At 64.5% G+C, this 26,975-nt stretch carries 24 protein-coding genes and 2 tRNA genes; 19 read left to right on the plus strand and 7 right to left on the minus strand.

Annotated elements, in window-relative coordinates; translation table 11 throughout:
* Positions 1 to 2: 2 nt before the first annotated feature.
* Both FNA67_RS06205 and FNA67_RS06210 read left to right on the plus strand, forming a co-directional pair.
* Positions 3 to 2,366 (plus strand): ABC transporter permease, encoded by a 2,364-nt coding sequence (locus FNA67_RS06205; protein ID WP_147655423.1) that lies wholly within the window; start codon positions 3 to 5, stop codon positions 2,364 to 2,366.
* A 2-nt stretch (positions 2,367 to 2,368) separates the two neighbouring features.
* Complete coding sequence (locus FNA67_RS06210; protein WP_147655424.1) at positions 2,369 to 3,571, plus strand: efflux RND transporter periplasmic adaptor subunit; 1,203 nt, start codon at positions 2,369 to 2,371, stop codon at positions 3,569 to 3,571.
* 132 nt (positions 3,572 to 3,703) lie between these two features.
* On the opposite strand, the gene FNA67_RS06215 is transcribed toward FNA67_RS06210, so the two are convergent.
* Positions 3,704 to 3,778: transfer RNA gene (locus tag FNA67_RS06215), tRNA-Gln, on the minus strand.
* A gap of 116 nt (positions 3,779 to 3,894) precedes the next feature.
* On the opposite strand from FNA67_RS06215, the gene FNA67_RS06220 reads away from it, so the two are divergent.
* Both FNA67_RS06220 and FNA67_RS06225 read left to right on the plus strand, forming a co-directional pair.
* Positions 3,895 to 3,971 (plus strand) — tRNA-Pro (locus FNA67_RS06220).
* 53 nt (positions 3,972 to 4,024) lie between these two features.
* Positions 4,025 to 4,693, plus strand: coding sequence for a metallophosphoesterase family protein (locus tag FNA67_RS06225; RefSeq protein ID WP_049704384.1), 669 nt, complete (start codon positions 4,025 to 4,027; stop codon positions 4,691 to 4,693).
* Here the strand turns inward: FNA67_RS06225 and FNA67_RS06230 are convergent, their stop codons facing one another.
* Both FNA67_RS06230 and FNA67_RS06235 read right to left on the minus strand, forming a co-directional pair.
* On the minus strand, positions 4,694 to 5,680 hold the full coding sequence (locus FNA67_RS06230) for a methyltransferase (RefSeq protein ID WP_147655425.1): 987 nt from the start codon (positions 5,678 to 5,680) through the stop codon (positions 4,694 to 4,696).
* Between the two features lie 235 nt (positions 5,681 to 5,915).
* Positions 5,916 to 6,443, minus strand: a complete 528-nt coding sequence (locus FNA67_RS06235; RefSeq protein ID WP_210246444.1) for a YqhA family protein — start codon at positions 6,441 to 6,443, stop codon at positions 5,916 to 5,918.
* Between the two features lie 140 nt (positions 6,444 to 6,583).
* Here FNA67_RS06235 and FNA67_RS06240 point away from each other — a divergent pair, with 140 nt between their 5' ends.
* From FNA67_RS06240 to FNA67_RS06260, 5 genes are all read left to right on the plus strand, one after another.
* Complete coding sequence (locus tag FNA67_RS06240) at positions 6,584 to 7,147, plus strand: helix-turn-helix domain-containing protein (protein WP_244616490.1); 564 nt, start codon at positions 6,584 to 6,586, stop codon at positions 7,145 to 7,147.
* Between the two features lie 69 nt (positions 7,148 to 7,216).
* Positions 7,217 to 8,413: a glycine C-acetyltransferase gene (locus tag FNA67_RS06245; RefSeq protein ID WP_147655427.1), complete on the plus strand. Its 1,197-nt coding sequence runs from the start codon at positions 7,217 to 7,219 to the stop codon at positions 8,411 to 8,413.
* Between the two features lie 11 nt (positions 8,414 to 8,424).
* Entirely contained in the window at positions 8,425 to 9,450 is a 1,026-nt protein-coding gene (gene tdh / locus FNA67_RS06250) for an L-threonine 3-dehydrogenase (RefSeq protein ID WP_147655428.1), read from the plus strand.
* Positions 9,451 to 9,705: 255 nt separating this feature from the next.
* Positions 9,706 to 11,004 carry a Gfo/Idh/MocA family protein gene (locus tag FNA67_RS06255; protein WP_147655429.1) on the plus strand — a complete coding sequence of 433 codons (1,299 nt, stop codon included), beginning with the start codon at positions 9,706 to 9,708 and terminating at the stop codon, positions 11,002 to 11,004.
* An 11-nt stretch (positions 11,005 to 11,015) separates the two neighbouring features.
* Positions 11,016 to 11,702 (plus strand): GntR family transcriptional regulator, encoded by a 687-nt coding sequence (locus tag FNA67_RS06260; protein ID WP_082201885.1) that lies wholly within the window; start codon positions 11,016 to 11,018, stop codon positions 11,700 to 11,702.
* Here the strand turns inward: FNA67_RS06260 and uxuA are convergent, their stop codons facing one another.
* Entirely contained in the window at positions 11,703 to 12,887 is a 1,185-nt protein-coding gene (uxuA, locus tag FNA67_RS06265) for a mannonate dehydratase (RefSeq protein WP_147655430.1), read from the minus strand. It abuts the gene before it with no gap.
* A 141-nt stretch (positions 12,888 to 13,028) separates the two neighbouring features.
* Here uxuA and FNA67_RS06270 point away from each other — a divergent pair, with 141 nt between their 5' ends.
* Positions 13,029 to 14,426: an L-serine ammonia-lyase gene (locus FNA67_RS06270; RefSeq protein WP_049704391.1), complete on the plus strand. Its 1,398-nt coding sequence runs from the start codon at positions 13,029 to 13,031 to the stop codon at positions 14,424 to 14,426.
* Positions 14,427 to 14,520: 94 nt separating this feature from the next.
* The gene (uxaC, locus tag FNA67_RS06275; protein ID WP_147655431.1) at positions 14,521 to 15,921 is read left to right on the plus strand and encodes a glucuronate isomerase; all 1,401 of its coding nucleotides are present in this window, start codon (positions 14,521 to 14,523) and stop codon (positions 15,919 to 15,921) included.
* A gap of 13 nt (positions 15,922 to 15,934) precedes the next feature.
* Here the strand turns inward: uxaC and FNA67_RS06280 are convergent, their stop codons facing one another.
* Complete coding sequence (locus tag FNA67_RS06280; RefSeq protein ID WP_170267233.1) at positions 15,935 to 16,864, minus strand: mannitol dehydrogenase family protein; 930 nt, start codon at positions 16,862 to 16,864, stop codon at positions 15,935 to 15,937.
* 64 nt (positions 16,865 to 16,928) lie between these two features.
* Entirely contained in the window at positions 16,929 to 18,593 is a 1,665-nt protein-coding gene (locus FNA67_RS06285; RefSeq protein ID WP_147655433.1) for a Na/Pi cotransporter family protein, read from the minus strand.
* Positions 18,594 to 19,011: 418 nt separating this feature from the next.
* Between FNA67_RS06285 and ugpB the strand changes: the two genes are divergently transcribed.
* From ugpB to FNA67_RS06320, 7 genes are all read left to right on the plus strand, one after another.
* Positions 19,012 to 20,337 (plus strand): sn-glycerol-3-phosphate ABC transporter substrate-binding protein UgpB, encoded by a 1,326-nt coding sequence (gene ugpB / locus FNA67_RS06290; RefSeq protein WP_049704394.1) that lies wholly within the window; start codon positions 19,012 to 19,014, stop codon positions 20,335 to 20,337.
* Between the two features lie 71 nt (positions 20,338 to 20,408).
* Positions 20,409 to 21,293: a sn-glycerol-3-phosphate ABC transporter permease UgpA gene (gene ugpA, locus FNA67_RS06295; protein WP_049704395.1), complete on the plus strand. Its 885-nt coding sequence runs from the start codon at positions 20,409 to 20,411 to the stop codon at positions 21,291 to 21,293.
* 10 nt (positions 21,294 to 21,303) lie between these two features.
* On the plus strand, positions 21,304 to 22,152 hold the full coding sequence (ugpE, locus tag FNA67_RS06300; protein WP_049704396.1) for a sn-glycerol-3-phosphate ABC transporter permease UgpE: 849 nt from the start codon (positions 21,304 to 21,306) through the stop codon (positions 22,150 to 22,152).
* 1 nt (position 22,153) lies between these two features.
* Positions 22,154 to 23,188: a sn-glycerol-3-phosphate import ATP-binding protein UgpC gene (locus FNA67_RS06305; protein WP_049704397.1), complete on the plus strand. Its 1,035-nt coding sequence runs from the start codon at positions 22,154 to 22,156 to the stop codon at positions 23,186 to 23,188.
* Positions 23,189 to 23,195: 7 nt separating this feature from the next.
* Entirely contained in the window at positions 23,196 to 23,972 is a 777-nt protein-coding gene (locus tag FNA67_RS06310; RefSeq protein WP_147655434.1) for a glycerophosphodiester phosphodiesterase family protein, read from the plus strand.
* A gap of 18 nt (positions 23,973 to 23,990) precedes the next feature.
* Entirely contained in the window at positions 23,991 to 24,764 is a 774-nt protein-coding gene (locus FNA67_RS06315; RefSeq protein ID WP_049704399.1) for a DeoR/GlpR family DNA-binding transcription regulator, read from the plus strand.
* Positions 24,761 to 25,540 (plus strand): HAD-IIB family hydrolase, encoded by a 780-nt coding sequence (locus FNA67_RS06320; protein ID WP_147655435.1) that lies wholly within the window; start codon positions 24,761 to 24,763, stop codon positions 25,538 to 25,540. The genes FNA67_RS06315 and FNA67_RS06320 overlap by 4 nt, the downstream gene beginning before the upstream one ends.
* Before the next feature lie 7 nt (positions 25,541 to 25,547).
* Here FNA67_RS06320 and FNA67_RS06325 read toward each other — a convergent pair whose 3' ends face one another.
* The gene (locus tag FNA67_RS06325; protein WP_147655436.1) at positions 25,548 to 26,411 is read right to left on the minus strand and encodes an NAD-dependent epimerase/dehydratase family protein; all 864 of its coding nucleotides are present in this window, start codon (positions 26,409 to 26,411) and stop codon (positions 25,548 to 25,550) included.
* Between the two features lie 189 nt (positions 26,412 to 26,600).
* Between FNA67_RS06325 and FNA67_RS06330 the strand changes: the two genes are divergently transcribed.
* A complete protein-coding gene (locus tag FNA67_RS06330; RefSeq protein WP_147655437.1) occupies positions 26,601 to 26,939 on the plus strand; it encodes an SH3 domain-containing protein in 339 nt (112 codons plus the stop codon).
* Positions 26,940 to 26,975: the final 36 nt, after the last annotated feature.

Raw genomic sequence — 26,975 nt, forward strand, 5'->3', positions numbered from 1 at the left:
CGATGTCGGCGTTGCACCGGAAATTGCTCCGGGATGCAGCCAGGCTCTGGGCCCAGGTCCTTGCCATATCGCTGGTGCTGGCGGCGGGCGTGGCAACGCTGATCGTGGGCACCGGCGCCTATGCTTCGCTGGCACAGACCCGGGACGCCTACTACCGGTCGAGCAGTTTCGCCGACATCTTTGCCAATGTGACGCGCGCCCCGAACGCCCTCAACGAGCAGATCCGGAGCATACCGGGCGTTCGCGGCAGCGAGACGCGGATCGTGGAGGCTGCCCTGGCCGACGTGCCGGGGATGAGCCAGCCGGCCAGCGTCGAGCTGATATCGCTGCCCGACCTCGGCGCGCAGAGCCTCAACAAGGTGCATGTGAGGCGCGGCCGGCTGCCTGCAAAAGATTCCCATGACGAAGCCGCCGTCAGCGAGCGTTTCGCCATGGCCCATGACATGCAGATCGGGGACAAGCTGTCGGTCGTGGCCAACGGGCGCTGGCGTGAGATCCGCGTGACAGGGATCGTGCTGTCGCCCGAGTTCATCTATGCCATCGGCCCCGGCGACATCTTTCCCGATGATCGCCGTTTCGGCGTGCTCTGGATGTCCGAGAGCATGATGGCTGCGGCTTACGACATGCAGGATGCCTTTTCGAGCGTCCTGGTGGACGTGACGCCGGGCGTCGATACGCGGCGGGTGATCGAGCGCATCGATACGCTCCTGAAGCCGTTCGGAACGCAGGGCGCCTATGGGCGCGACCAGCAGATATCCTACCGCTTTCTCTATGCCGAGCTTCGGCAATTGCAGGCGATGAGCTGGGTGTTGCCGCCCATCTTCCTGGCGGTCGCGGCATTCCTCGTCGGCATGACCCTGTCGCGCCTGGTGACGCTGGAGCGCGAGCAGGTGGGGCTGCTCAAGGCACTGGGGTATGGCAAATGGGCGGTGGCCCGGCACTACGTGGAATTCGCCATCATCGTGGGGATCGTCGGCCTCGTGATCGGGCTCGGCGCGGGCGTCGTGCTCGGCCAGAGGCTCACCCGGCTCTACGCGCAGTATTACTCGTTCCCGTTCCTCTCGTTCAGCGGCGATGCGCGCATCTATGTACTGGCAGCCTTTGCCAGTATCGGGGCGGTGGTGATCGGCGCGGGCCGGAGTGCGCTCGCCGTTGCCTCGCTGCCGCCATCGGTCGCCATGCTTCCACAGCCGCCCAGCCGCTATAGCCGCACCTTCGGCACCAATACCCCGGCCTTGGCCTCAGGTGGCATGGCCCTCGTGATGGTGATCCGGCACCTCGTCCACAGCCCGCTCAGAACCGCCGGCGCGGTCATGGGGGTGGTCCTTGCCACGGCCGTTCTCGTCGCCTCGCTCTGGAGCTTCGGCTCCACGGACTTCCTGATCGACTTCACCTTCTTCAAGGCGCAGCGACAGAGCGCAACCGTCACCTTCGGAAAACCGCTGCCACCCTCGGCCGCGCTTGATCTCGCGCGCCTGCCCGGCGTCTCGCGGGTCGAGCCGATACGGGTCGTCCCGGCAGTTCTTCGCAACGGCATTCACGAACGCAGGGTGGCCGTAGAGGGACGGGTGGCGGGAGCCGACCTGTCGCGATCTCTCGACACCGAACTGCGCCCGGTCGAAGCGCCAGGGAGCGGGCTCATGCTGTCATCGGCGCTGGCCGCAGCGCTCGCGGTCGCTCCCGGAGACACGGTAGAACTGGAGCCACTGATCGGGGTGCGCGAGTCCAAGCTCGTGCCGGTCGTCTCCGTGGTCGAATCCTATATCGGGCTCGGCGCGACCATGCGCCTTGAGGCGCTCGAAAGGCTGCTGGGCGGGGCCGTGACCATCGGCGGGGCCGACATTCGCCTCGATCCCAGCCGGGAGGACGCGTTCTTTGCCTCCGTCAAGCACGTGCCGACCGTTGCCTCGGTCTCGCTGCTGCGGCTGGCGCTGACCAAGTTCCGCGAGACGCTGGCACAGAACGTCCTGGTGATGGTTGCCATCTACGTGGGCTTCGCGGGCATCATCGCCTTCGGGGTCATCTACAACTTCGCCCGAATTTCGCTTTCCGAGCAGGGCAGGGAACTGGCCAGCCTGCGCGTTCTCGGCTTCTCCTCGAGGGAGGTGGCGGCGGTGCTGTACCGGGAGCTGGCGATCATCCTCCTGGTGTCCCAGCCGATCGGCTGGCTGCTGGGCTATGGCCTCGGCTCTGCTGTCGCCCGAGGGTTCAGCACCGAGCTTTATCGCATTCCGCTCATCATCGGGCCCGATGTCTATGCGTGGGCGAGCATCTGCGTGGTGGGGTCGGGGCTGCTGTCGTTCGTGTTGATCGGGCGGCGTATTCGCCGGCTCGACCTGATTGCCGTTCTCAAGACGAGGGAATAGCGATGGTGAGACGCATTGCATGGGTCGTGGTCGCGGTCGTCCTGCTCGCGGGCATCGCCTGGGCCCTCTGGCCGCGGCCGATCCTCGTGGAGACCGGCAGCGTGGAGAATAGGGACCTGGTGCTGCAGATCGACAACGAGGGGCGGAGCCAGGTCCGCGAGGTGTTCACGGTATCCGCCCCGATTGCGGGCCGGATGGCGCGGCTGGACCTGCATGCCGGCGACAGCGTGACCAAGGGAGAGACGGTCGTTGCCGAGATCAGGCCGCTTGATCCCGGGCTTCTCGATTCCCGGTCCCGTCAGGTTTCGCAAGCGCGCACGCAGGCCGCGCAGTCGGCCGTCGATCTGGCGGAAGCCGAGCGGGACCGGGCGAGCGCGCAACTGAGCTTCGCGCAGAGTGCCCTCGACCGGCAGTTGTTCCTCTCCGAACGGGGCACGGTGCCCGAGACGGCCACCGATCAGGCGCGTTTCGATCTCTCGACCGCGCGCTCGGCCCTTGCGAGCGCCGAGGCCTCGCTCAAGATGCGCCAGGATGAATTGCAGGCTACCAAGGCCGAACTCATCGAAGGGAATGACGAGGCGTCGACGCCGCAATGCTGCATGTCTGTCTACACGCCGGCCTCGGGTCTGGTGCTGCGCGTGCTCACCGAAAGCGAGCAGGTGGTGCAGCCGGGTGCGCCGCTGCTGACCCTGGGCGATCCCTCCGACATCGAAATCGTGGTGCCCACGCTCTCGAGTGACGCCGTGGGCATCGCCGTAGGTGCCGACGCCACCATCGACGGATGGGGAGGCCCGCCGCTGGAGGCCAGGGTCACCCGCATCGATCCGGCGGCGCGAACCGTGGTCTCGGCACTGGGCATCGAGGAGCAGCGGGTCGACGTGATCCTGGCGCTCGCCGAACCGGTGCCGCAGGGTTATCGGCTCGGGCATGATTTTCGCGTCATCGCCCACATCACCACCTGGCGTGGCGATGGCGTGCTGGCTGTGCCGGCAGGGGCGCTGTTCCGGCATGGCAATGACTGGGCGGTGTTCGTGGTTTCGGGCGGGAAGGCGCAACGCCGGATAGTCCAGATCGGGCACCAGAATGCCGACTACGGCGAGGTGCTGTCGGGGCTCAAGACGGGCGAGGCGGTTGTGCTTTATCCCAACGATCAGCTCGCGGATGGATCCGCGGTCACCATTTCGACAGGCGTCGAGGGGGGATGATGGAAAGCTTCGCGTATGCAGGACACATTGGAAGCCGTTGGCAACCCGGGCGTCCACACTGCGCCATCACATGGACGCGCAGGCATCCGGCCCTTCTAGATCAAGGCGCTAGGGGTCAACTGGTCGGGAAACTGGCTGGGGCGCTAGGATTCGAACCTAGGAATGGCGGTACCAAAAACCGCTGCCTTACCACTTGGCGACGCCCCAACGCGGGCGTTCCTACACGAGGTGAATAAGCTTTGCAATCATGGCTTGAACTGGTCGGGGAGCACGGTTATATAGCGCGCACCGGGACGCCCGAACCCGGTGAATAGACGGCCTGGCGGAGTATAGCGCAGCCTGGTAGCGCACCTGCTTCGGGAGCAGGGGGTCGCGTGTTCGAATCACGCTACTCCGACCAACATTGCGGGGGCTTCGGCCCCCGCTTCCTTTTCCAGCCGACGGTTTCTCCAGATGAAGCAGACCTTTGTAGTCGCCGATCTGCATGGCCGCCTCGATGTGCTCGAAGCGGCGCTGGCGCGAATCGAGGAGCGCAGCCCCGAGGGCGGCAAGGTCGTTTTTACCGGCGACTACATCGATCGTGGCCCGCAAAGCCGCGAAGTCATCGAGCGCCTCAGGGCCGGGCCGAAGCCTGGCTGGCGATGGGTGATCCTGAAGGGCAACCACGAAGACATGATGGTGCGCTCGCGCCTCCGCCCGGCAGGCGACCGTTCGGTCCGCGACGACGAGCGCTGGCTCGCCAACGGCGGCACCGAGACCCTCGATTCCTACAATGGCGACATTCCGCACAGCCACCTGACCTGGGCTCGCGACCTGCCCTCGATCCATCGAGACAAGCACCGGATTTACGTGCATGCCGGCGTCGATCCGCAAGTGCCGCTGTCAGGTCACGACGATTCCATCCTGCTCTGGCTGCGCTACCCGGCCGGCAAGGACGTGCAGTATCCCGGCGGGCTCCACACCGTGCACGGGCATACGCCCAACCCGGAAGGGCCCGAGCTCTACAAGGGCCGAACGAACCTGGACACGCTTGCCGTCCGCACCGGGCGGCTGGTGGTCGGCGTTTTCGATGACGATCGCCCGGGTGGGCCGGTCGATCTGCTCGAGGTCAAGGTCGACTGATCATACCGGGCGCGCCTCGATCACCGAGATGTCGCGCCCCGTGTCGGTGACCCCCGAGACCAGGAAGCCGTTCGCCTCGAGCAGGGACCGATATTGCTCGCGCGTCCGCTGCCGGCTGGCGAACTGGGCCAGCATGATGATGTCGAGCAGCTTGGACCAGTGCACGTCCTCGTCCTCCGGCACTTCGGTCTCTATGACGAGAAGGCGGGCGTCGGCGGGAACCGCGGCCCGTACGGTCTGCAGTATCCGCGAGGCCTCCTCATCGGGCCAGTCGTGCAGGATTTCCATCAGGACGATGGCATCGCCCTCCGGCACCTTCTCGAAGAAACTACCCGGCACGTATTCCAGGCGCTCGGGGGCCGCATGTTTGCGTGCGGCCTCGACCACGGCGGGAACATCGAAAAGCACCCCCTCAGCCTGGTCGTGCTTTTCGAGGACGGCTCTGAGAAGATGCCCCTGGCCGCCGCCGACATCCACGATCCGCCGGTAGGGCGAAAAGTCGTGGCTGGCGAGGATGCCTTCGATCTGCGCCCTGGCCTTGGCCTGCATGGCCTCGCCGAACTGGCGCTCGTGATCCGGGTGCGCTTCGAAATAGCCCCAAAGCCCGCCATCGTAGAGCCGTGTCGCCACGGCCTCGCCCGTGCGCAGGCTGTGGGCCAGTTCGGCGGCGCTGCGCCAGTGGACTTCCTGCGCGAACATCATGACGAACGGGCGCATCGAGGCGGGATGGTCCTGCCGCAGCAGGCGTGATGCGTCCGTATGCGCTATGGTGCCTGCGTTCCTGGCAAAGATGCCGTGGGAAGCGAGCAACCGCATTGTCCGGTCGAGCGCGTCCGGATTGGCGCCGACGCGTTCCGCCAGCGCCGCGACCGGCGTGTCCTCTTCCAGAGCGTCAGCCACCTGCAGGTCGGTCACGGCCTCAAGAGCTGCCACCAGATAATGGCCGGCCGCGAGTTGCTGGATTGTGTCAAAAGCCGTCTCTCCCATCGTACCCTCCTGTTGAAGATAGATCGTCAAACGAACTCGACTTGGTAATGATGAGGGTTATTCGCGCGGTCCGGACCTGGGACGCCCGGGTAGGCGCACGTCAGGCACCGACGCCAACGGCGATCGATGCCTTCTCAAGCGTTGCGGGCCATGTCCAATGCGAAAACGAGCATAACTCGCCTGCCGCTCCCTCGAGCGGCATACAATCACGTTTGAGGCGACCTGTCAGTGCGCCTCAATGGTCGATCTTGCTCAGGAAATAGGTGAGCGCCACGATAACCATGGCCACCGCTCCGCCCAGATAGAGGATGTCCGGGCTGCCGTTCCCGGTCCAGACGACCGCCTGGCCGAGGAAATAGACGGCGAGCACGGTGATGGTCACGCCGACCAGCTTGGACTTGAGATCGTCGAGGTTGTCGATCTTGAGCCAGGCCGGCAGGCGCAGGTCCTGGTTGAAATAGAGCTGGTAGAGCCCGAGGGAGACCACCTGCACCACCGTTGCGAGCAGGAAGAGGTCCACGATTTCGATGGCCAGCAGTAGCGCCTCGTCGCGGCTCGGATGGTGGTCCGAGATGTAGAGGGCGTCGATGAAGTGCCAGGTCTCGATGGCGCCGTAGACCAGAAGCGCCAGCGCCGCCATGAAGGTAGCCACGACCGGAATGACCATGACGGCCCGGATGAAGCCGCCGCCCGCCGTCAGGAGCGCGCTCGTGCCGCCGGATTCGGCCTCGTGCTGCGATTGGTGCTGGTTGCTGGCGCTCATGGTGGTCCTCCGGGGCCGATATGCCTAGCATAGGCGGCTCCTTTGGCAGGACAACAGATCGTCGCAGGGCCAAATGTGCATTTCCGACATACTGGACAATTGACCGGAAGGCTCTCGCGCTGTTTTGTGCACGGATGAGCATGAACGACACCCCAGAGATCGGTCCGGTGATCCAGCGCGAACGCAAGGCGCGGCATCTGACCCTTGAGCAACTGGCAGCCCGCTCGGGCGTTTCCAAATCGATGCTGTCCCAGATCGAGCGAAGCGAGGCCAACCCGACATTTGCGGTTCTCTGGAGCCTGACCCAAGCCCTCAAGATCGACTTCACCGACCTGATCGCCGGTGGCGTGGCGCATCGGCAGGCCAACCCGATCGAACTGGTGCCGGTGGCGCATACGCCCGAGATCAAGAGCCCGGATGGCGCCTGGAAGCTGCGTATCCTCAGCCCTCCGGCACTGGCCGGGCGCATGGAGTGGTACGACGTCGAGATCGCGCCCAAGGGCAGGCTCGAAAGCGCCCCGCACGCGCCGGGTACGTTCGAGCACCTGACCGCCCGCAGTGAGGGGCTCGTGGTCGAGACCGAACAGGGCCGCCAGGAACTCGGCGAAGGCGAGACCGCCCGCTATCGCGCCGATGTGGTGCACAAGATTCTCAACGGCGGAGCGGAAGCAGCCCACGCCCTGATGGTCGTGCTCTACGAATAGAATTCCGCTCCCTCGTTGACAGAATTCCAATATAGTGGAATTGTTCTGTTTAGCGGAAGGGAGCGGGATATGGATTCCGGATTTACCGATCACCTCAAGGCAGTCCTCGCCGAGATCGAGGCGGATGGCTTCACCAAGCGCGAACGCGAACTGGTAAGCCCTCAAGGCGGAACCGTTCGACTGGAAGGTTCGAGCGAGCGCGTCATCAATCTTTGCGCCAACAACTACCTCGGTCTGGCCGACGAGCCAGCCATCGTGGAGGCGGCGGGGGCGGCGCTCGAGCGCTACGGCTTCGGAATGGCGTCGGTTCGCTTCATCTGCGGCACCAATGAGCTGCACCGCGCGCTCGAGGAGCGCATCGCCAGCTATTTGGGCAAGGACGACGCCATCCTCTTCGGCTCGTGCTTCGATGCCAATGGCGGCATCTTCGAGACGTTGCTGACCGCCGAGGATGCGGTGATTTCCGATGCCCTCAACCACGCCTCGATCATCGACGGCATCCGCCTCTCCAAGGCGCAGCGCTTCCGTTACGCCAATAGCGACATGGATGACCTGGAAACGCAGCTCAAGGCGGCCGACGCCGCCGGAGCGCGTTTCAAGCTGATCGTAACCGACGGCGTCTTCTCGATGGACGGCTACGTCGCCAAGCTCCCCGAGATCTGCACGCTCGCCGAGCAGTACGGCGCGCTGGTGATGATCGATGATTGCCACGCCACCGGCCATCTTGGCGACAAGGGCAGGGGCACCCCGGCGCTGACCGGCGTCGGCAACCGCGTCGATATCATCTCGGGCACGCTCGGCAAGACCTTGGGCGGCGCCATGGGCGGCTTCATCGCGGCGAGCCAGCCGATCATCGATATCCTGCGCCAGCGCGCGCGGCCCTATCTCTTCTCGAACGCCCTGGCCCCCTCCATCGTCGCCGGCTCGATCAAGGCGCTCGAAATCGCCGAAGCTGCCGATGATCGCCGCGAGCGCCTCAAGCGCCACGCGCAGCGGTTCCGGACGGCGCTGGGCGAAGCAGGTTTCGACCTGCTGCCCGGCGAGACGCCAATCATTCCGGTCATGCTCAACGACGCCAACCGCGCGACGGCCATGGCGCAGGAACTGGGCAGGCGCGGCGTCATGGTGACGGCCTTCTCCTTCCCGGTGGTCCCCAAGGGCAAGGCACGTATTCGCACACAGATGTCGGCGGCTCTCACCGACGAAGACATCGGCTTTGCCATCGGCGCCTTCATAGACGCGGGCAAGGCTCTCTCGATTATCTAGAGGTTTCCATCATGAAGGCTCTCGTGAAAGCCAAGGCCGAGCCGGGGATCTGGCTCGAAGACGTGCCCGTGCCGCAGATCGGGCCGGACGACGTGCTGGTGAAGGTCCACAAGACCGGCATCTGCGGCACCGACATCCACATCTACAAGTGGGACGAGTGGGCGCAGCGGACGATTCCGGTGCCCATGACGGTGGGTCACGAATATTGCGGCGAGATCGTCGAACTGGGCGCCAACGTGCGCAACCTTTCGATCGGCCAGCGCGTCTCGGGCGAAGGGCACGTCATCGGCATGAAGAGCCGCGCCTCGCGCGGCGGCCGCTTCCACCTCGATCCCGAAACCCGGGGCATCGGCGTCAACCTGCCGGGCGCCTTCGCCGAATATGTGCGCATCCCGGCGTTCAACATCGTGCCGCTGCCGGAGACGATCTCCGATGAACTGGGCGCGATCCTCGATCCGCTGGGCAACGCGGTTCATACGGCGCTGACATTCGATCTCGTGGGCGAGGACGTGCTGGTGACCGGGGCAGGCCCTATAGGCATCATGGGCGCGGCCATTGCCCGCCATGTAGGCGCGCGGCACGTGGTCATCACCGACGTTGACGCCAAGCGGCTCGAACTCGCCGGCCAGACGGCCGACGTGGTACCGGTCAACGTTGCCGAGGAGAAGCTCGAGGACGTTATGGTGCGCCTCGGCATGCGCGAGGGTTTTGACGTGGGGCTCGAGATGAGCGGCTCCCCGCAGGCGCTCGACCAGATGCTCGATCACCTGGTGATGGGCGGCAAGGTGGCGCTGCTCGGCCTGCCGGCCAAGCCGTTCCTCTTCGACCTCTCCAAGGTCGTGCTGCGCATGATCACGCTCAAAGGCATCTATGGCCGCGAGATGTTCGAGACCTGGCACAAGATGCTGGCCATGCTCGAAAGCGGGCTGGATGTGAGCGGGGTGATCACCGATCGGTTCAAGGCCGAGGATTACCAGACCGCGTTCGCCAAGGCGGCGGCGGGCGGTTCGGGCAAGATCGTGCTGGAGTGGGTTTAGTCCTTCAGCGTGGTCGCATGCTGGACTAACAGTTGGTCAGAAGGTCTCCCTCCCCCCTGTGGGGAGGGAACAAGGGTGGGGGATGCAGGGGGCAAGGTGCCTTGGGCTCACCCCCACCCTCTATCCCTCCCCACAAGGGGGAGGGAGGCGATGGAGTCTCGCGTTTCGAGGCTGCCGGATATCTCGCCCTTGCTATCCTAATCTGGTATGGTAGTTTCGCTTGCCCGCCTTCTTGCAGCAAGAGAAGCCTACCTGATGAGATACGCCATCGTCGGCACTGGTGCGCGGCACCAGATGTTCCGCAACGCTATTGCCCGCAACTTCGGAAATCGCCATGAAATCGCGGCGCTTGCCGACCTGAACCCGCACCGCCTGGCGCTGTCCGCCGGCTGGGTGAAGGACAATGCCAGCCGCGAGGTGCCGACCTACCTCGCCACCGATTTCGACCGCATGATCGCCGAGCAGCAGCCCGATACGGTGATCGTCACCACGCCCGACTTCACGCACAACGAATACATCGTGGCGGCCCTCAAGGCGGGGCGGGACGTCATCACCGAAAAGCCGATGACCACCGATCTCAAGCGGCTCAAGGCAATTCTCGACGCCCAGCGCGAGAGCGGCAAGTCGGTGACGGTGACGTTCAACTACCGCTATACGCCGGCCCGGACCCAGCTCAAGGATATCCTGATGTCGGGCGCGATCGGGGAGATCACAGCTGTCGATTTCCGCTGGTATCTCGACCGGGTGCATGGCGCCGACTATTTCCGTCGCTGGCACCGCTACAAGGATCGTTCCGGCGGACTATTGGTCCATAAGTCCACCCACCATTTCGACCTCGTCAACTGGTGGCTGGGTTCGACCCCGACCCGTATCAATGCCAATGGCAAGCTGGCTTTCTATACGCCGGAAATGGCCAAGAAACTCGGGCTGGAAGGGCACGGCGTGCGTTGTCACGGCTGCCCGGTGGCCGAGCGGTGCGACTTCCGCCTCGACCTGGATACCGACGAGGCGCTCAAGGCGCTCTATCTCGACGCCGAGGAGGACGACGGGTACCTGCGCGACAAGTGCGTGTTCGCCGACGACATCACCATCGAGGACACCATGCAGGTGCAGGCCGAATATGCGAGCGGTGCCAGCCTCAACTACACGCTGGTGGCCTATAGTCCGTGGGAAGGCCTGGAGGTTAAGTTCCACGGCACCAAGGGCGAACTGACGCATCGCCACGTGGAAGTGCATGGCGTATTCGGCGGCAAGCGTGACCATGCCCACAAGGACGGGATCACCACCGAGCTTCACCTGGCGGGCGGGTTGCCGCAGTCGATTCCCGTCTGGGAAGGAACCGGCGACCACGGCGGCGCCGACCCGGTGATGCTGGGCTATATCTTCGACAAGGAGAACATGGAGCCCGATCGCTATGGTCGCGCCTCCAACCAGGTGCAGGGCGCGTGGTCCATTCTTACGGGCATCTCCGCGAACCGGTCCATGGCCACCGGCGAAGTTGTCGATGTCGATGCATTGCTCGCCGAGTATGATATCAGTCTGCCCAGAGGGTGATCGGAGCCGGAATGAACGAACAGACTGAAATCGCTGCCGGAGATGGCATGGACACGATCGCCACGCGAATGATGACCAATCTGCGTGACGCGATCGTGCGCCTGGACCTCAAGCCGGGAGACACGATTTCGGAGGCCGAGGTCGCCGAGCGCTTCGGCGTCTCGCGCCAACCTGTTCGCGAGGCGTTTATCCGGCTTGGCCAGCAGGGCCTGCTGCTGATCAGGCCCAAGCGCGCGACCATGGTCAAGCGCATCTCCGAAGACGGCGTCGGGCAGTCCCGGTTCATCCGGGAGGCCATCGAAGTCGAAATCATCCGCCGGGCTGCTGCCGCACTGACCGAAGCGACCGGCCCGATGCTCGAAGCAATTCTGGCGCAGCAGAACGCGGCCGCGGCAGCGGGCGACATAGGCCTCTTTCACACGCTCGACGAGACTTTCCACCGGGCGCTGGCACAGACGGCGGGCGTCGAATACGCCTGGCAGCTCATCGACGACCACAAGATCCAGTTGGATCGGGTCCGCTACCTGACCCTGCCGCGCTCCGATCCGCCGCGGACCATCGGCGAACACCGCGCGATCACCGACGCGGTCCTCGCCGGCAATGGCGCGGCCGCCGAAGCGGCGCTGCGCGCGCACCTCGGCAAGGCGGAGGCGCTGCTCCACCAGGCCAAGGCGGATTTTCCCGACTATTTCGAGTAATCAGGTCAGCCGCTCGACGGCCCGGATGACGCCGCGCAGCTCGGCCAGCCCACGCAGGCGCCCGACGGCAGGATAACCCGGCGCGCTCTGGCGCGTGAGATCGGTGAGCATGCGCTGGCCGTGATCAGGCCGGTAGATGAGGCTCTGCGCCGGCGAGCGCATGCGGTCCTCCGCCACCAGCGCCTTGATCACTTCGATCATGTCCACGTCGCCATCCAGATGCGCCGCCTCGTGGAAGCTGCGGCTGTCGCTCTCCCGCCTGGTGGAGCGCAGGTGGACGAAGTGCACGCGCGACGCGAAACGCCTGAAGATCGAGACCAGGTCGTTGTCCGCCCGCACGCCCAGGCTGCCCGTGCAGAAGCACATGCCGTTGGAACCCGAGGGCACGGCATCGAATAGAGCGGCATAGTCGGCCTCTGTTGAAGCGACGCGCGGCAGGCCGAGCAGGGGACGCGGAGGGTCGTCGGGGTGGAGTGTCAGCTTGACCCCCAGGCTTTCCGCCGCCGGCGTCACCGCCTCGAGGAATTCGATCAGATGCTGGCGCAACCGGGCGGCATCGATGCCCGAATACTGGCGCAGGCGCTCCTTGAAGGCGGGCAGCGTCAGGGCATCGGAAGTCGAGCCGGGCAGGGCGCTCGTGATGATACGCGCCACCTCCGCCAGCCCATCCTCGCCCAACTGCTCGCGCGCCGCCGCAGCCTCGCGCTTGTCCTCTTCGCTATATTCGGCCTCGACCCCGTCCCGCTGCAGCACGAAAAGCTCGAAGGCCGCGAAGGCGCGGTGATCGAATCGCATCGCGGTCGAGCCGGTTGCCGTGACGTAGTCGATCTGCGTGCGCGTCCAGTCCACCACCGGCATGAAGTTGTAGCAGATGGTCGAGATGCCACAGCGCGCCACCGATTCCATGGATGCGATCCAGGCCTCGATCTCCGCCGCGGCGACTTTCCCCTCGCGCTTGACGCGATCCGCAATGGGGATGGATTCGACCACGGACCAGCGCAGCGGCGAGCGGCCCGGCGGCGTCTCCTCGATAAGGTTCTTGCGCGCGGCGACTTCTGCCTCGGTCCAGACCTCTCCGATCGGAACATGATGCAGGGCCGAGACGATATCGGAAGCACCCGCCTGCCGGACATCGTCCAGGCTCACGCCCGCATCCGGCCCGAACCAACGCCAACCTTCACGCATTCCTTCCTCCCGTCTTTCTCCCACTCCTATCAGGTATGGCAGATTTGCCAATCGGGCGACGGGACTTGGAAAGGCGACAAATTCCGATATAGTGGAATTGGATCGCTGTCAGGCTGGAATAGGCCCGCGATGGGAGTGGTGATGTTCCTTTCGGTATTCGACGTTTTCAAGATCGGGATCGGCCCGTCCAGTTCGCACACGATGGGGCCGATGGTTGCGGCCAACCGGTTCCTCGACGAACTCGCCACGGGCCAATGGCCGCGGCCGGCCACTGCGCAGGTGGCTGCCCTGGCAGTGAGCCTTCACGGCTCGCTGGCCTTTACCGGCATCGGACACGGCACCGGCCGGGCCGTCATTCTTGGTCTTAGCGGCTATACGCCGGCTTCGATCGACCCCGACGATATCGAGGCGGTGATCGCCCGCGTGGAGCGGTTGGGCCGGGTCGAGCCTCCAGGGCACCCGTCCTACCGGTTCAGGCCGGCCGTCGACCTGGTCTACGACAAGCAGCACGTGATGCCCGGGCACCCCAACGGCCTCCAGATCGCGGCCTATGACGCCGACGGCGGCCTGCTGCTGCGGCGCAGCTACTACTCCATCGGCGGCGGTTTCGTGCTGGAGGAGAGCGAACTGGCCGCACTCAAGCACAAGACGCCACGCGACACGGTGCCGGTGCCCTATCCGTTCGAGACGGCGGCCCAGATGCTTGGCATGGCCAAAAGCTCGGGCCTCTCCATCGCCGAGATGAAACGCAGCAACGAATTGGCGCGCCAGAGCGAGGCCGAACTCGACGCCGGGCTCGACCGCATCTGGCAGGCAATGTCCAATTGCATCGACCGTGGGATGAGCCAGGAAGGGCAACTGCCCGGCGGCCTCAAGGTGCGGCGGCGCGCGAAGGCCATCCGCCTGCAGCTCGAAGCCGAGCGCTCGCGCAATGCCGTCAATCCGCTGACCGCAAACGATTGGCTGGCGCTCTACGCGATGGCCGTCAACGAGGAGAACGCGGGCGGAGGCAAGGTGGTGACGGCGCCGACGAATGGAGCCGCAGGCGTCATCCCTTCCGTGCTGCGCTATTACCGCGACTTCGCGACCGACTGGACGGAGGAGGGGACCCGAACCTTCCTTCTCACGGCCGCCGCCGTCGGGGGCATCATCAAGCACAACGCCTCGATCTCGGGCGCCGAGGTCGGCTGCCAGGGCGAGGTCGGCTCGGCCTCGGCAATGGCGGCTGCCGGCCTCTGCGCCGTGATGGGTGGCACGCCCGAGCAGGTGGAGAACGCCGCCGAGATTGCCCTGGAGCATCATCTTGGCATGACCTGCGACCCGGTCGGCGGGCTGGTGCAGATCCCCTGCATCGAGCGCAACGCCTTCGGCGCGGTCAAGGCTGTTACCGCTGCCTCCCTCGCCATGAAGGGAGACGGCGTGCACAGCGTGGCCCTTGACGCATGCGTCGAAACCATGCGCCAGACCGGCCGCGACATGAACGAGCGCTACAAGGAAACCAGCCTGGGCGGGTTGGCCGTCAACGTGGTCGAATGCTGATCGACGCGCGCAAGCGCCTGTTGGGGATTACGAAGCTGGAACATTGACCATCTGGTATGGTAGTTGTAATCGACGATAAATCGAGGTTACAGCATTGCCACTTCATCCAGACCGGTTGTTCCCCGCCGATCCGACGGTTCGCGGGCTCGCGCGCGAGCTCTATCAGAGCGTCAAAGACCTGCCGATCGTGTCGCCGCACGGCCACACGGAGCCGCGCTGGTATGCGGAGGACGCGGCGTTCCCCGATCCGGTGGCGCTCTTCATCAAACCCGACCATTACATCTTCCGGATGCTTTATTCGCAGGGAGTTTCCCTCGAGGCCCTGGGTATTCCCGATCGCGACGGCAATCCGAAGAAGACCGATGACCGCGCCATCTGGCGGCTTTTCGCCGAGAACTGGTTTCTCTTCCGCTCGACCCCGTCCCGCCTCTGGTTCGAGCACTCGCTGGAAACCGTCTTCGGCATCACCGAGCGGCTGACGCCGCTCAACGCCGACCGCATCTACGATCAGATTGCCGAGGCCTTGCAGACGCCCGAGTTGCGGCCGCGCGCGCTCTATGACCGCTTCCGCATCGAGGCGATCTCGACGACCGACGCGGCGACCGACGATCTGCGCTACCACGACGCCGTGCTGGCATCGGGCTGGCATGGCCGCGTCCTGCCCGCCTACCGACCCGATTTTGTCATCGACCCCGAGCGCGAAGGCTTTCCGCAGCGGGTCGCCGAGTTCGTGGCCCTGGCCGGCACGCCCATGAGCTGGGCGGGCTACCTCGACGCCCACCGGGTTCGCCGGGCCTATTTCAAGGCTCGCGGCGCCACGTCGTCCGATCATGGGCACCCGAGCGCACGCACGGCCAATCTTTCGAGGGGCGAGGCCGAGGCTCTGTTCGACCGTGTCGTGAAGGGTAATCCCTCTCCCGAGGACGCCGAGCTCTTCCGCGCGCAGATGCTCACCGAGATGGCGCGCATGAGCCTGGAAGACGGCCTCGTGATGCAGATTCATCCCGGCTCGTTCCGCAACCACAACCGTGATGTCTTTGCCGCCTACGGCCCGGACAAGGGCGCCGACATTCCTGCGCGGACCGACTATGTGCGCGCTCTCAAGCCGCTCCTGGACGAGGTGGGGAACAGGTCGGACCTCACCATCATCCTCTTCACGCTCGATGAAACGACATACGGGCGCGAACTGGCGCCGCTGGCCGGCCACTATCCCGCGCTCCGGCTGGGGCCGGCCTGGTGGTTCTACGACAGCCCCGAGGGGATGCTGCGCTATCGCCAGCTGGTGACCGAGACCGCCGGCTTCTACAACACCGTAGGCTTCAACGACGATACGCGGGCTTACCTGTCGATTCCGGCGCGCCACGACGTGGCCCGGCGGGTGGATTGCTCGTACCTCGCAGGGCAGGTGGCAACGCACCTGATGGACCTCGATGAGGCCCATGAGGTTGCCAGCGACCTGGCTTACGGGCTGGCGAAGAAGGCCTACCGCATCTAAGGGCGCCAAACCGTTAGTGAGCGTGCTCCGGGGTTTCGCTTTCGACATCCCCGACGTCGCTGGAGCCTTCCAGCGCGTTGATGTCATCCACGAAGCGAACGCCGACCTTTTCGAGTGCCGGTCTGCCCGCGGCGAAATTGTCCTCGATGATCCATTCGCGGTCCGGACCGGCGAATACAGGGCTGACAGCCTCGATGCCGAAGCTGCGCTCGAGCAGGTGGCGATCCTCGTCCGAGGCCGCGCGAACCGTGCGCCGGGCAATGGAGTTCGGAAACGTCGCATTTGCCCTGACCCAGCCGGCCAGTTCCGGCTCGACCATCGCCGCCAGGTCGAGGACCGCACTGGCCGCGACGCGCCCGTTTTCGGGCATGTCGTCGCAACTGAGGACCGTGAAGGCGCCGGCCCCGCTGTTCCAGCGACGCCTTAGCGCCGCAACGATCAATCCGATGACCGTCCGGGGTGCGTTGATGTCTTCGGCATCGGCAACGACGTCCGGATGATCGGCGTCGAAATGCCCGGTAGTGGGATCGACGTAATATCCGCCCGGCGTGATGGTCAGGCTGACGATGCGAATGGCGGGATCTTCCAGCCGATCGAGTATCGCGTCCGTCTCGCCCGGCTCGAGGAACTCGGCCATCGGCGCCAGCACGCGGGTGGTCGTACGATGACCGTCTTCCTCCACGATCGTCGAAAGCCAGTCCTGGCGTTCGAGCAGCAGGCGCATGTGTCCGTCCGCCGCCCGGACGCCCGCGCCGGCAATGGCCCAGTCGTGGCCTTCGCCCAGATTGAAGAGATCGTCGAGATAGGTGGCCTGATGGGCGCGGTGGAAGTTGCCCACCCCGAAATGCATGATGCCCGTCTTGAGGCGCGCCAGATTGTAATGCGGAACCGTCGCGGTCAGCGAGACCTGCGCCAGTGTCGCCAGCGACACCTTTGTCGTCATAGAAATCCTCGCGCGGCTGTTTACCGCCCCCAGGTTCGGCTTATCCCGAACGGATCGGGCGCGATTATGGCGCCCCTGCGGCCTTGCTGAGGCGGCTGTCCAAAAGGTCGCCGCTGTCGGAGAGGATCGAATAGGCGATGCCCGAGAGTGCCGAGTTGATCCGCTTGAGGGCATGCACGGTTTCCAGATGCAGGTCGCTGCTTTCCCGACTCGCCGCCGTTCCGGCGCGCAGCCGCGTCAGATGCCGGGCGATGCTCTCGCGCTCGAACGCCCCGATCTCGTCCTTTTCCTCGATCAGCTGGCGCGCCGAATCGCGATCCTCGGAAACGAGCACGTTGAGCGACAGCTGCATGTTGCCGAGCACGCGTGCGTGCAGGTCCGTCAACTCCTGCCAGCCCTGGTCCGAGAACTTGATATTGCGCTCGCATTTTTGCTCGGCGAGCTTGAGCAGCTGCTTGGCGACGATGTCGCCGGCCTGCTCGACATTGATGGCGAAGCTGGTGAGTTCCTGCCCGCGCCGCTTCTGGTCGCGATCCATCGAATCCCAATCGAGGCTGGCAAGGTAGAGCTTGATGTCGCTGTTGGACTTGTTGACCTCCGCCTCCAGCTCCTTGATCTGCTTGATCGCGACCTTGTCCCCGGTTTGGTAGATATCCATCACGGGCTGCAGCATCACTTCCACCAGCTCGCTCATGCGCAGCAGCTCGCGCGTCGCGCTGGCGAGGGCGGTGTCGGGATTGGCCTTGGCTTCGCGGATAAGCGCCGGCTGGCGCAGCCGCGCCACGTCCATGGTGTCGCTCGGCGCCGGCTTGAGCAGGCGTTCGGTGAACCTGGCCATCTGGGAAACGAACGGCAGGCACACCGCGACGCGGAAAAGATTGAAGGCGACGTGGAAGACGATGACGTCCGAACCGGGCATTGCTTCCATGAACTCCAGCGGCGGCCGGACGAACTGCAGGACCAGCAGCAGCGCGACGGCCACCAGGACCTGGAAGACCAGGTTTCCCAGCGCTATGCGCCGCGCGCGCACGTCCATCGCCCGCGTGAGGATGACCGTGATGACGGCGCCGCCGGTGTTGACGCCCAGCACCAGCGCGGCCGACATCTCGACCGGTATGAGACCATGCGCCGAGAACGAGGCGATCAGCAGGATCGCGGCCACCGAGGAGTGAATGGCCCAGCCGAGCAGGGCAGCGAGCAGGAACGCCGTGATCAGGTCGTTGCGCAGGTAACCCACGCCCATGGCAAGGATCGGGCTGTCGCGCCAGGCCGCCGTGGCCTCCGACATCATCTGGAGCGAAATCAGGGTGAAGGCGAGGCCGAGGATGAGCCGGCCGAGTTGCTTGGTCTGTCGGGCGCTGCCCTTGAGGAAGAGGCCGCCGCCGGCGATGATGAGCAGGGGGGTGAGCCAGGAAAGATCGAGCGAGAGTATGCTGGCCACGAGGGCCGATCCGAGCGCCGCGCCCAGTTGCACAGCAATGCCCGTGCTGGCCGTCATCAGGCCGCTGCCCGCAAATCCGATGGCCAGGAGCGCCGCCGCAGTCGAACTCTGCAGGGCGATGGCCATCGTGGCCCCCGAGCTGGCGGCCGCCAGCTTGCTGGAACTGGCAAAGGCGAGCACGCGCCTGAGCTGGGTGGAATAGGAGCGCTCCACCGCTGTTCGCACCATACGCACGGCCCAGATCAGCAGCACGATGGCCGCTACCAGGTGTACGACAGTGAGATACATGCCTTTCCTCCGTTGAGTCGGGGGTGATTGTTCACGCTAACAATGCGCGCACAGCCGCAAGGTCGAAACCCCCTTGTCGCCATCCGGTTGCGCAGCATCCTCCTTCCGCGCAAACGTCCGGCATTTTTCGGACCTCAGATTTTCATATGAACGTTCAGGAAGCAAGGAGAGCTAACGCCTCCTCGTTCGAATGTTCGCGCAAAGATGCTGATATCACGCGTTCATGTCATAAAAGTGCAATCAGGTCCGCCTATTCCTCGCGACGGCCGCGATGGCCTTCACATCCGAACCAACCCACACTTGTCCACCTCCATTTTCATATGAACTTTTCATGTTGCCATATGAAAATTCGATTGCTAGCGTTTCGACCAAGGAAGGCAATCGACCTTCTGGAGGGGACCTAAAAGGGAAGAGACCTATGAACAAGCTTGCATTGCTTGCCACGACCGCTATTGCGGCGCTCACTTTCGCTTCCACCGCCGAAGCTGCGACCAAGATCCAGTGGTGGCACGCCATGGGTGGCGAACTGGGCGCCAAGCTCGAGGAAATCGCTGCCAACTTCAACAAGACCCAGAGCGACTACGAGATCGTTCCGGTCTACAAGGGCTCCTATGACGAGGCCCTGACCGGCGCCATTGCCGCCTTCCGCGCCAACGAACAGCCTGCCATCATTCAGGTCTACGAAGTCGGCACCGGCACCATGATGGGCGCCAAGGGCGCCGTCTATCCGGTCTACCAGCTCATGAAGGACATGGGCGAGCCCTTCGACCAGTCCAAGTTCCTTCCGGCCGTCGTTGGCTACTACTCGGACACCGAAGGCAACGTGCTCTCGCTGCCGTTCAACTCGTCCACCCCGATCATGTACTACAACAAGGACGTGTTCAAAAAAGCCGGCCTTGACCCGGAAGTCGCCCCCAAGACCTGGAAAGAGGTCGAGGAATTCTCCCAGAAGATCATCGACTCCGGCGCTGCCAAGTGCGGCTTCACCACCGGCTGGATCGCCTGGGTGCAGCTCGAGAACCTGAACGCCATCCACGATCAGCCCTATTCCACCAAGGCCAACGGCTTCGGCGGCCTGGATGCCGAGTTCACGTTCAACAACGACCTCTCCGTACGCCACTGGGAAAACCTGAAGAAGTGGCAGGATTCCCACGTGTTTGAATTCGGCGGCCCGGGCGGCGGCGACAATGCTCCCCCGCTGTTCTACTCGCAGGAATGCGCGATCTACATGAACTCGTCCGCTTCCCGCGCCGGCGTCATCAACAACGCCAAGGACTTCGAGGTCGGCTTCGCTCCGCTGCCCTACTACGATGACGTGACCACCGATCCGAAGAACTCGATCATCGGCGGCGCCACCCTCTGGACCCTCCAGGGCCGTCCGGCCGAAGAGTACAAGGGCGTGGCCAAGTTCTTCACCTACCTCCAGCAGCCCGAAGTCCAGGCCGCCTGGCACCAGTACACCGGCTACCTGCCGATCACGCAGGCTGCCTACGACCTGGGTATTTCGCAGGGCTTCTACGAGAAGAACCCTGGCTCCGACATCGCCATCAAGCAGCTGACCCGCGTCACCCCGACCGAGAACTCCAAGGGCATCCGCTTCGGCAACTACGTCCAGATCCGCAACATCATCTCCGATGAAGCCGTTGCGATGCTGGGCGGCCAGAAGACTGCCAAGGAAGCTCTCGACGAAGCCGTTGCCAAGGGCAACCAGCTCCTGCGCGAGTTCGAGGCGGCCAACCAGTAAGGCCTGGCCTGCACACCGGAAGCCCGCGCCAACCCGCGGGCTTCCTTTTGCCCCGAACCCGAGATAGGCCGATGCAGACCAAGCGCACCGTCTTTCCAAACAAGGTCCTGCCGTACCTGCTTCTTCTGCCGCAGCTGGCCGTGACTTTCGTTTTCTTCCTGTGGCCGGCGGCCCAGGCCTTCTGGCAATCCTTCCTTCGCGAAGACGCCTTCGGCTTCAAGACCACGTTCGTGTGGTTTGCCAACTATTCCAAGCTGTTCGAGGATCCGAACTACCTCAATTCGATGCGCGTGACGGCGATCTTTGCGATCAGCGTCACCGTCCTCTCGATGGTGGTCGCGCTGATCCTGGCCGTCACGGCCAGCCGCATGCTGCGCTCCTCGAAGGTCTATTCCACCCTTCTGGTATGGCCCTACGCCATTGCGCCGGCCATCGCCGGCATCCTCTGGTGGTTCATGTTCAACCCGACCATCGGCATCCTCAGCTACGCGCTGCGGGCGTTCGGGGTGAACTGGAACCACATGATCAACCCCAACGACGCGATGATCCTCATCGTGCTCGCCGCCACCTGGAAGCAGATCTCGTACAACTTCCTGTTCTTCCTGGCTGGCCTGCAATCCATCCCGAAATCGCTCGAGGAAGCGGCGGCCATCGATGGCGCCGGCCCGGTCAAGCGCTTCTGGACCATCGTCTTCCCGCTGCTGTCGCCGACGACCTTCTACCTGCTGGTCATCAACGTGGTCTACGCCATGTTCGATACGTTCGGCGTCATCCACGCGACCACAGAAGGCGGACCGTCCCGCGCCACCGAGATCCTCGTCTACAAGGTCTATTTCGATGGTTTCATCGGCCTCAATCTCGGCTCCTCCGCTGCCCAGTCGGTCATTCTGATGGGTATCGTCATCGCCCTAACCGCCATCCAGTTCCGCTTCGTCGAGCGGCGCGTGCAGTACTGAGGAGGCGCAAATGGTAGAAAACCGTCCCATCCTCAACTTCCTCTCGCACCTGGTGATGATCATCGGCGTGGTGGTCGTGGTGTTCCCCGTCTACCTGGCTTTCATCGCCTCGACGCGCGGCCCCAACGACTTCTACTCGGGCGTCGTGCCGCTCCTGCCGGGGCCGCACATGATCGAGAACTACTGGACCATGCTGACCAGCGGCATGTCGACCTCGGGCGCGCCGCCGCTCGGGCCGATGATGCTCAACTCGCTGATCATGGCGCTGGGCGTCGCGATCGGAAAGATCGCCATCTCGATCCTGTCGGCCTTCGCCATCGTCTACTTCCGCTTTCCCTTCCGCACGCTTGCCTTCTGGCTGATCTTCATCACGCTGATGCTGCCGGTCGAAGTGCGTATCGTGCCGACCTTCAAGGTTGTGGCGGACCTGGGGCTGCTCAACAACTACGGCGGGCTCATCGTGCCGCTGATCGCCTCGGCGACGGCCACCTTCCTCTTCCGCCAGTTCTTCCTGACCGTTCCCGAAGAGCTGATGGAGGCGGCGCGCGTCGACGGGGCAGGGCCGATGAAGTTCTTCCGCGATATCCTGTTGCCGCTCTCGGTCACCAATATCGCAGCCCTCTTCGTGATCCTCTTCATCCTGGGCTGGAACCAGTACCTGTGGCCGCTGATCGTGACCACGAACCCGGACCAGTACACCGTCGTGATGGGCATCAAGCGCATGGCCGACGTCGCCGACAGCTACCCGCAATGGCACACGGTCATGGCGGCGGTGATCCTCGCCGGCCTTCCTCCCGTCCTCGTCATCATCGGAATGCAGCGCCTGTTCGTCAAAGGCCTCACCGAAACGGAGAAGTAACATGGCAACGATCGATCTCGTTGACATCAAGAAAGACTACGGCAACGGCCTGGCGGTGAAGGGCATCGACCTCAACGTCGCCGATGGTGAGTTCATCGTCCTCGTCGGCCCCTCCGGCTGCGGCAAGTCCACGCTCCTGCGCATGGTCGCCGGCCTGGAAACGGTATCCGGCGGCACCGTCAGCATCGGCGGCAAGAACGTGAACAAGGCCGAGCCGGCCGAGCGCGACATCGCCATGGTGTTCCAGAACTATGCGCTCTACCCGCACATGACCGTGCGGCAGAACCTCGAATACGGCCTCAAGAACCGCGGCGTGCCGCGGCCGGAGATCGACAAGCGCGTCAAGGAAGCCGCCGATATTCTCGAGATCGGCCAGTTCCTCGACCGCAAGCCGCGCCAGCTTTCCGGCGGCCAGCGCCAGCGCGTTGCCATGGGGCGTGCCATCGTGCGCGAGCCGGCGGCCTTCCTCTTCGATGAGCCCCTCTCCAATCTCGACGCCAAGCTGCGCGTCCAGATGCGCGTGGAAATACGTCGCCTCCAGCGCCGCCTCAAGACCACCAGCCTCTACGTCACCCACGACCAGCTCGAGGCGCTTACCCTCGCCGACCGGCTGGTGGTGATGAACAATGGCCTGGTCGAACAGGTCGGAACGCCCGTGGAAGTCTACGAGCGCCCGGCGAGCCTGTTCGTCGCAAGCTTCATCGGCTCTCCGCCGATGAACCTGGTGCCCGTGGCCCATTTCAAGGGGGCGACCGGCTCGCTCCCCGCAGGCACCGATATCGTGGGCATTCGCCCCGAGCACCTGTTGCTGGCGGCCCCGGCCGAAGAGCACGCCAAGCTCGAAGCCACCGTCGAACTCGTCGAGCCCGCTGGCGGAGAAAGCCATATCCATGCGCGCTTGGCCGGCTCCGACCAGGTGATCGTCGTGCTCGTCCAGGGCCGGCCGCAGATCGCGGAGGGCTCGACGCTCATGCTTCACGCCCGGCACGCAGACTTCCACCCCTTCAATCAAGAGAGCGGCAAAAGGACCGACTGAACCTGCCATGAGCGCAATAGCGGCAACTAGCACGGAGCGCCCCACCAGAGGGGCGGGCCTCCGGATCGACCAGGTCCACGCCCACAAGGGTGCATCGGCGGTCGCCCCGGAAAACACCCTGTCGGCCTTCCGGTCGGCCTATGGGCAGGGCGCGCGTTGGGTCGAGTTCGACGTCTCCCTCCTCGGGGACGGCACGCCGGTGGTCATCCACGACGCGACGGTTGACCGCTGCTCGTCCTCGACGGGTCACCTCAAGGATCTCTCGCTCAAGGACCTGGACGCGATCGATGCCGGCTCCTGGTTCGATCCGTTCTACCAGGGCGAGCGCATTCCGACCCTGGCCGAGGCGCTCGAGTGCTTTGCCGAATTCGGTCTTTCCGGAAATCTCGAGATCAAGCGCCACAAGCACCAGGCCTCGGTCGAGGAACTGACCGGCAACATCCACGCCGTCCTCAAGGACCGCGACCCTTCCGTCAGGATCTCGATTTCGAGCTTCGATGTGGATGTCCTCAAGTCTATCGGCGCCAAGGACCCATCCCTGGAACTGGCGATGCTTTGGGACAAGCTGCCCGAGAACTGGCGTGACGTCCTGGCGGACATCCCGACCAAGGTCATTCATCTCAACTACAAGGCCCTGACCCTGCCATTTCTCGATGAGGTGGTGGAAAAGGGCCTGTTGGTCCGCGCGTGGACTTGCAACGATCCGGCCGAATTGGCCCAGTTCTGGTCGATGGGGCTGGGTGCGGTCATCACCGACGAGCCGCGGTACTTCCTTAGCCGATAGTTCAAACGGAACGGTAAGATGCTCTCCGAGAGGCAGGCCGAAATACTGTCGCTAATCGAAAGCGAAGGGGCTCAATACATTGAGGACCTGGCGCGTCGATACGGCCTGACCACGCAGACCATCCGCCGTGACATCAACTACCTGTGCGACCGGGGCTACGCCCGCCGCTTCCATGGCGGCGTCGACGTTCCGGTCGAGGGCCGCAACATCTCCGCCAATGCGCGCTTCGAGATCAATGCCGCCGCCAAACAGGTGATCGCGCGCCGTATCGCCGCCGAAATTCCGGAAGGCGCCACGGTGCTCATGGGCATCGGCACCACGGTGCAATATGTGGCCGAGGCCCTGCGCGACCATCGCGACCTCACCATCGTGACCAACAACATCGACGTGGCGCTGACCTTGGGCGATGCGAAACACCTCGAGGTCCACCTGACCGGCGGCATCTATCGGCCGGACGACCGCGACAGCGTCGGCCCGGACACCGTGCGCTATTTCCAGAAGTTCCACGCGGCCTGCTGCGTGGTGGGCACGGGCGGCCTGCACCCGGACATCGGCATGCTCGAGTTCACCCACGAGGAGGCGCAGGTGACTGCCGCCATCATCGAGAATGCCGAGCAGCGCTTCCTTGCTGCCGACGTCTCCAAATGGTTCCGGCCCGCGGCGGCCAAGGTGGCGCCGTTCTCGCGCATGACGCGCTTTTTCACCGATCGCCTTCCGGACGATCCCTCTATTGCCGACAAGCTGCGCCAAAGCGGCGTAGATGTCGTTATCTGTGGTTCGGAGACCTCATGACTTTCCTCGGCCCCGCTCCGGCGACCAGCGATCTGCGCTCGGTGCGGTATCTGTTCACCGACATCGACGACACGCTGACCACGCATGGTCGGCTCCTACCCCAGACCTACCAGGCACTCTGGGACCTGTCCGATGCCGGCATCTCCGTGATTCCGGTCACGGGCGGTTCGGCCGGCTGGGCCGAGCATATCGTGCGCACCTGGCCGGTGGCGGCGGTGATCGGAGAAAGCGGCGCCTTCGTCCTGACCTCGGATCGCGGCAAGGTGGTCTTCGAATATTGGGACGACGAGGCCACCCGGCGCCTGCGCCAGCGCGAGCTCTTGCAGCGCCTCAAGGTCATGCTTTCGGGGACCGGCTTCGAGCTGGCGCATGACCAGCAGTTCCGCATCGCCGATGTCGCCATCGACCTGGCCGGCCACAGCGCCGACGAGATCAACGATCTCGCCAACGCCATTCGCGCCACCGGTGCCCGCGCCGTTGCCAGCTCGATCCACATCAACACCTGGATCGGCGACTACGACAAGCGGGCCATGAGCGAGCGGGTCCTGCTCAAGGATTTCGGCGTCGCGCCCGCCGACGTCGCTGGGCTCACGGCGTTCGTGGGGGACTCCCGGAACGATGCGCCGATGTTCTCCTTCATCCGCAATTCGTTCGGCGTCGGCAACATCGCTCCGTACCTGGCGGAACTGCCGCAGGCCCCGCAATGGGTCTCCAGCCAGCCGGCGGGCATCGGGTTTGCCGACATCGCCAGGTCGCTGCTGGCGGCGCGGGGCTAGGGGACGCCTAGCCCTTCACCTCGTTGCGCCAGCTGTATTGCGGCCAGTAGCCCAGCATGCGCTTGGCCTTGTCGATCGAGAGCAGCGTGCCGTTGGTCGAGATGCCCGGCTTGTGCGGCACGCCCGGAAAGACCTCGGCGAGCAGGGACGCATTGTCCCGGCTCATCACGGTATCGGCGTTGGCGATGATGAACGCTTCGAACCCCTTGAATTCGGCCTCGAGCGCGCGGCGCACTGCCTGCGCGCCGTCGCGAGCATCGATATAGCCCCAGAGATTCCACTTCCGGCCCATGGGGTTCGCATTGAAACTCGGGAAGGCCTGGTAGTCCTCCGGGTCCATGACGTTGGAAAACCGCAGGCCGACGATGCGCAGCTCCGGATCCCAACGGGCGAACTGGGCGGCCATGGTTTCGTCCAGCAGCTTGCCGAGCGAATAGGCGCTTTCGGGCCGCGGGAAATACTCCTCGTCGACCGGCACATAGGGCGGCGGATTGTCGAAGGGGAGGCCGAGCACGGTTTCGCTGGAGGCGAACACCACGTTCTTGATCCCGGCCTGGCGGGCGGCCAGGAAGACGTTGTAGGTCGCCGGGACATTGTTCTTGAACGTCGCCGCATTGGGGCTGAGGCCGGGCGCGGGAATGGCGGCCAGGTGCACGACCGCGTCGAATGGGCCGTGCCGTTCATCGATGCCGCCAAGGATCGCTTCTGCAACCTGACCGTAGTCGGAAAGGTCGACCTTGACGGTCGGGCAGGGGCCATTGCGCGGCGCCACGGTATCGAGGTTGACGACCTCGTATCCATGGGCCAGCAGGTCGCGGACCACCGCGCGCCCAAGCTTTCCACTCCCACCCGTTACGATGACTTTCGGCATGTCCAGTATCCTCCCAAGGCACTCGCGGCCGAAGGACGGCGACCGCTCGGGGCAACCTAGCAAGCCATCCCGACGGGAGCTAGTGGCGCGAAACTGAACGGAATCTGAACGGCCCTCTCAGGGGTGGTTCAAGGCCCTCCCGATAGCTTCGTGTCCATCGAAACGCAACGCGAGCCCTCGAGGACCGAAATGAACAAGCGTCATGAACAGCTTCTGGTGGCAACCCTGGCCGGCCTCGTCATCCTGAGTGCCGCCGCCTTCGCCGTCCAGCCCGCCATGGCCGCCGGCTACAACGTGGACCAGCAGGCCCAGGTGACCGGCGTCGCCAAATGGGACCGGCTGAACGTGCGCAAGTGGCCGGCCGCCTATTCCCAGAAGGTCGGTTCGTTCCAGCTGCACACCATCGTCTGGGTCGAGCGCTGCATCGAAGCCACCCACGGTTCGGACTGGTGCCTCGTCGAGCGCGGTTTCCAGAAGGGCTGGGTCAACTCCTCCTACCTCACGCTCGCCGACGACCTCGACATCTGATTTTTCACTGCGACCTCCCGCCAACTCCTCCGGCCT

This window comes from Youhaiella tibetensis, from assembly GCF_008000755.1.
In the GTDB taxonomy this organism is placed as follows: Bacteria; Pseudomonadota; Alphaproteobacteria; order Rhizobiales; family Devosiaceae; genus Paradevosia; species Paradevosia tibetensis.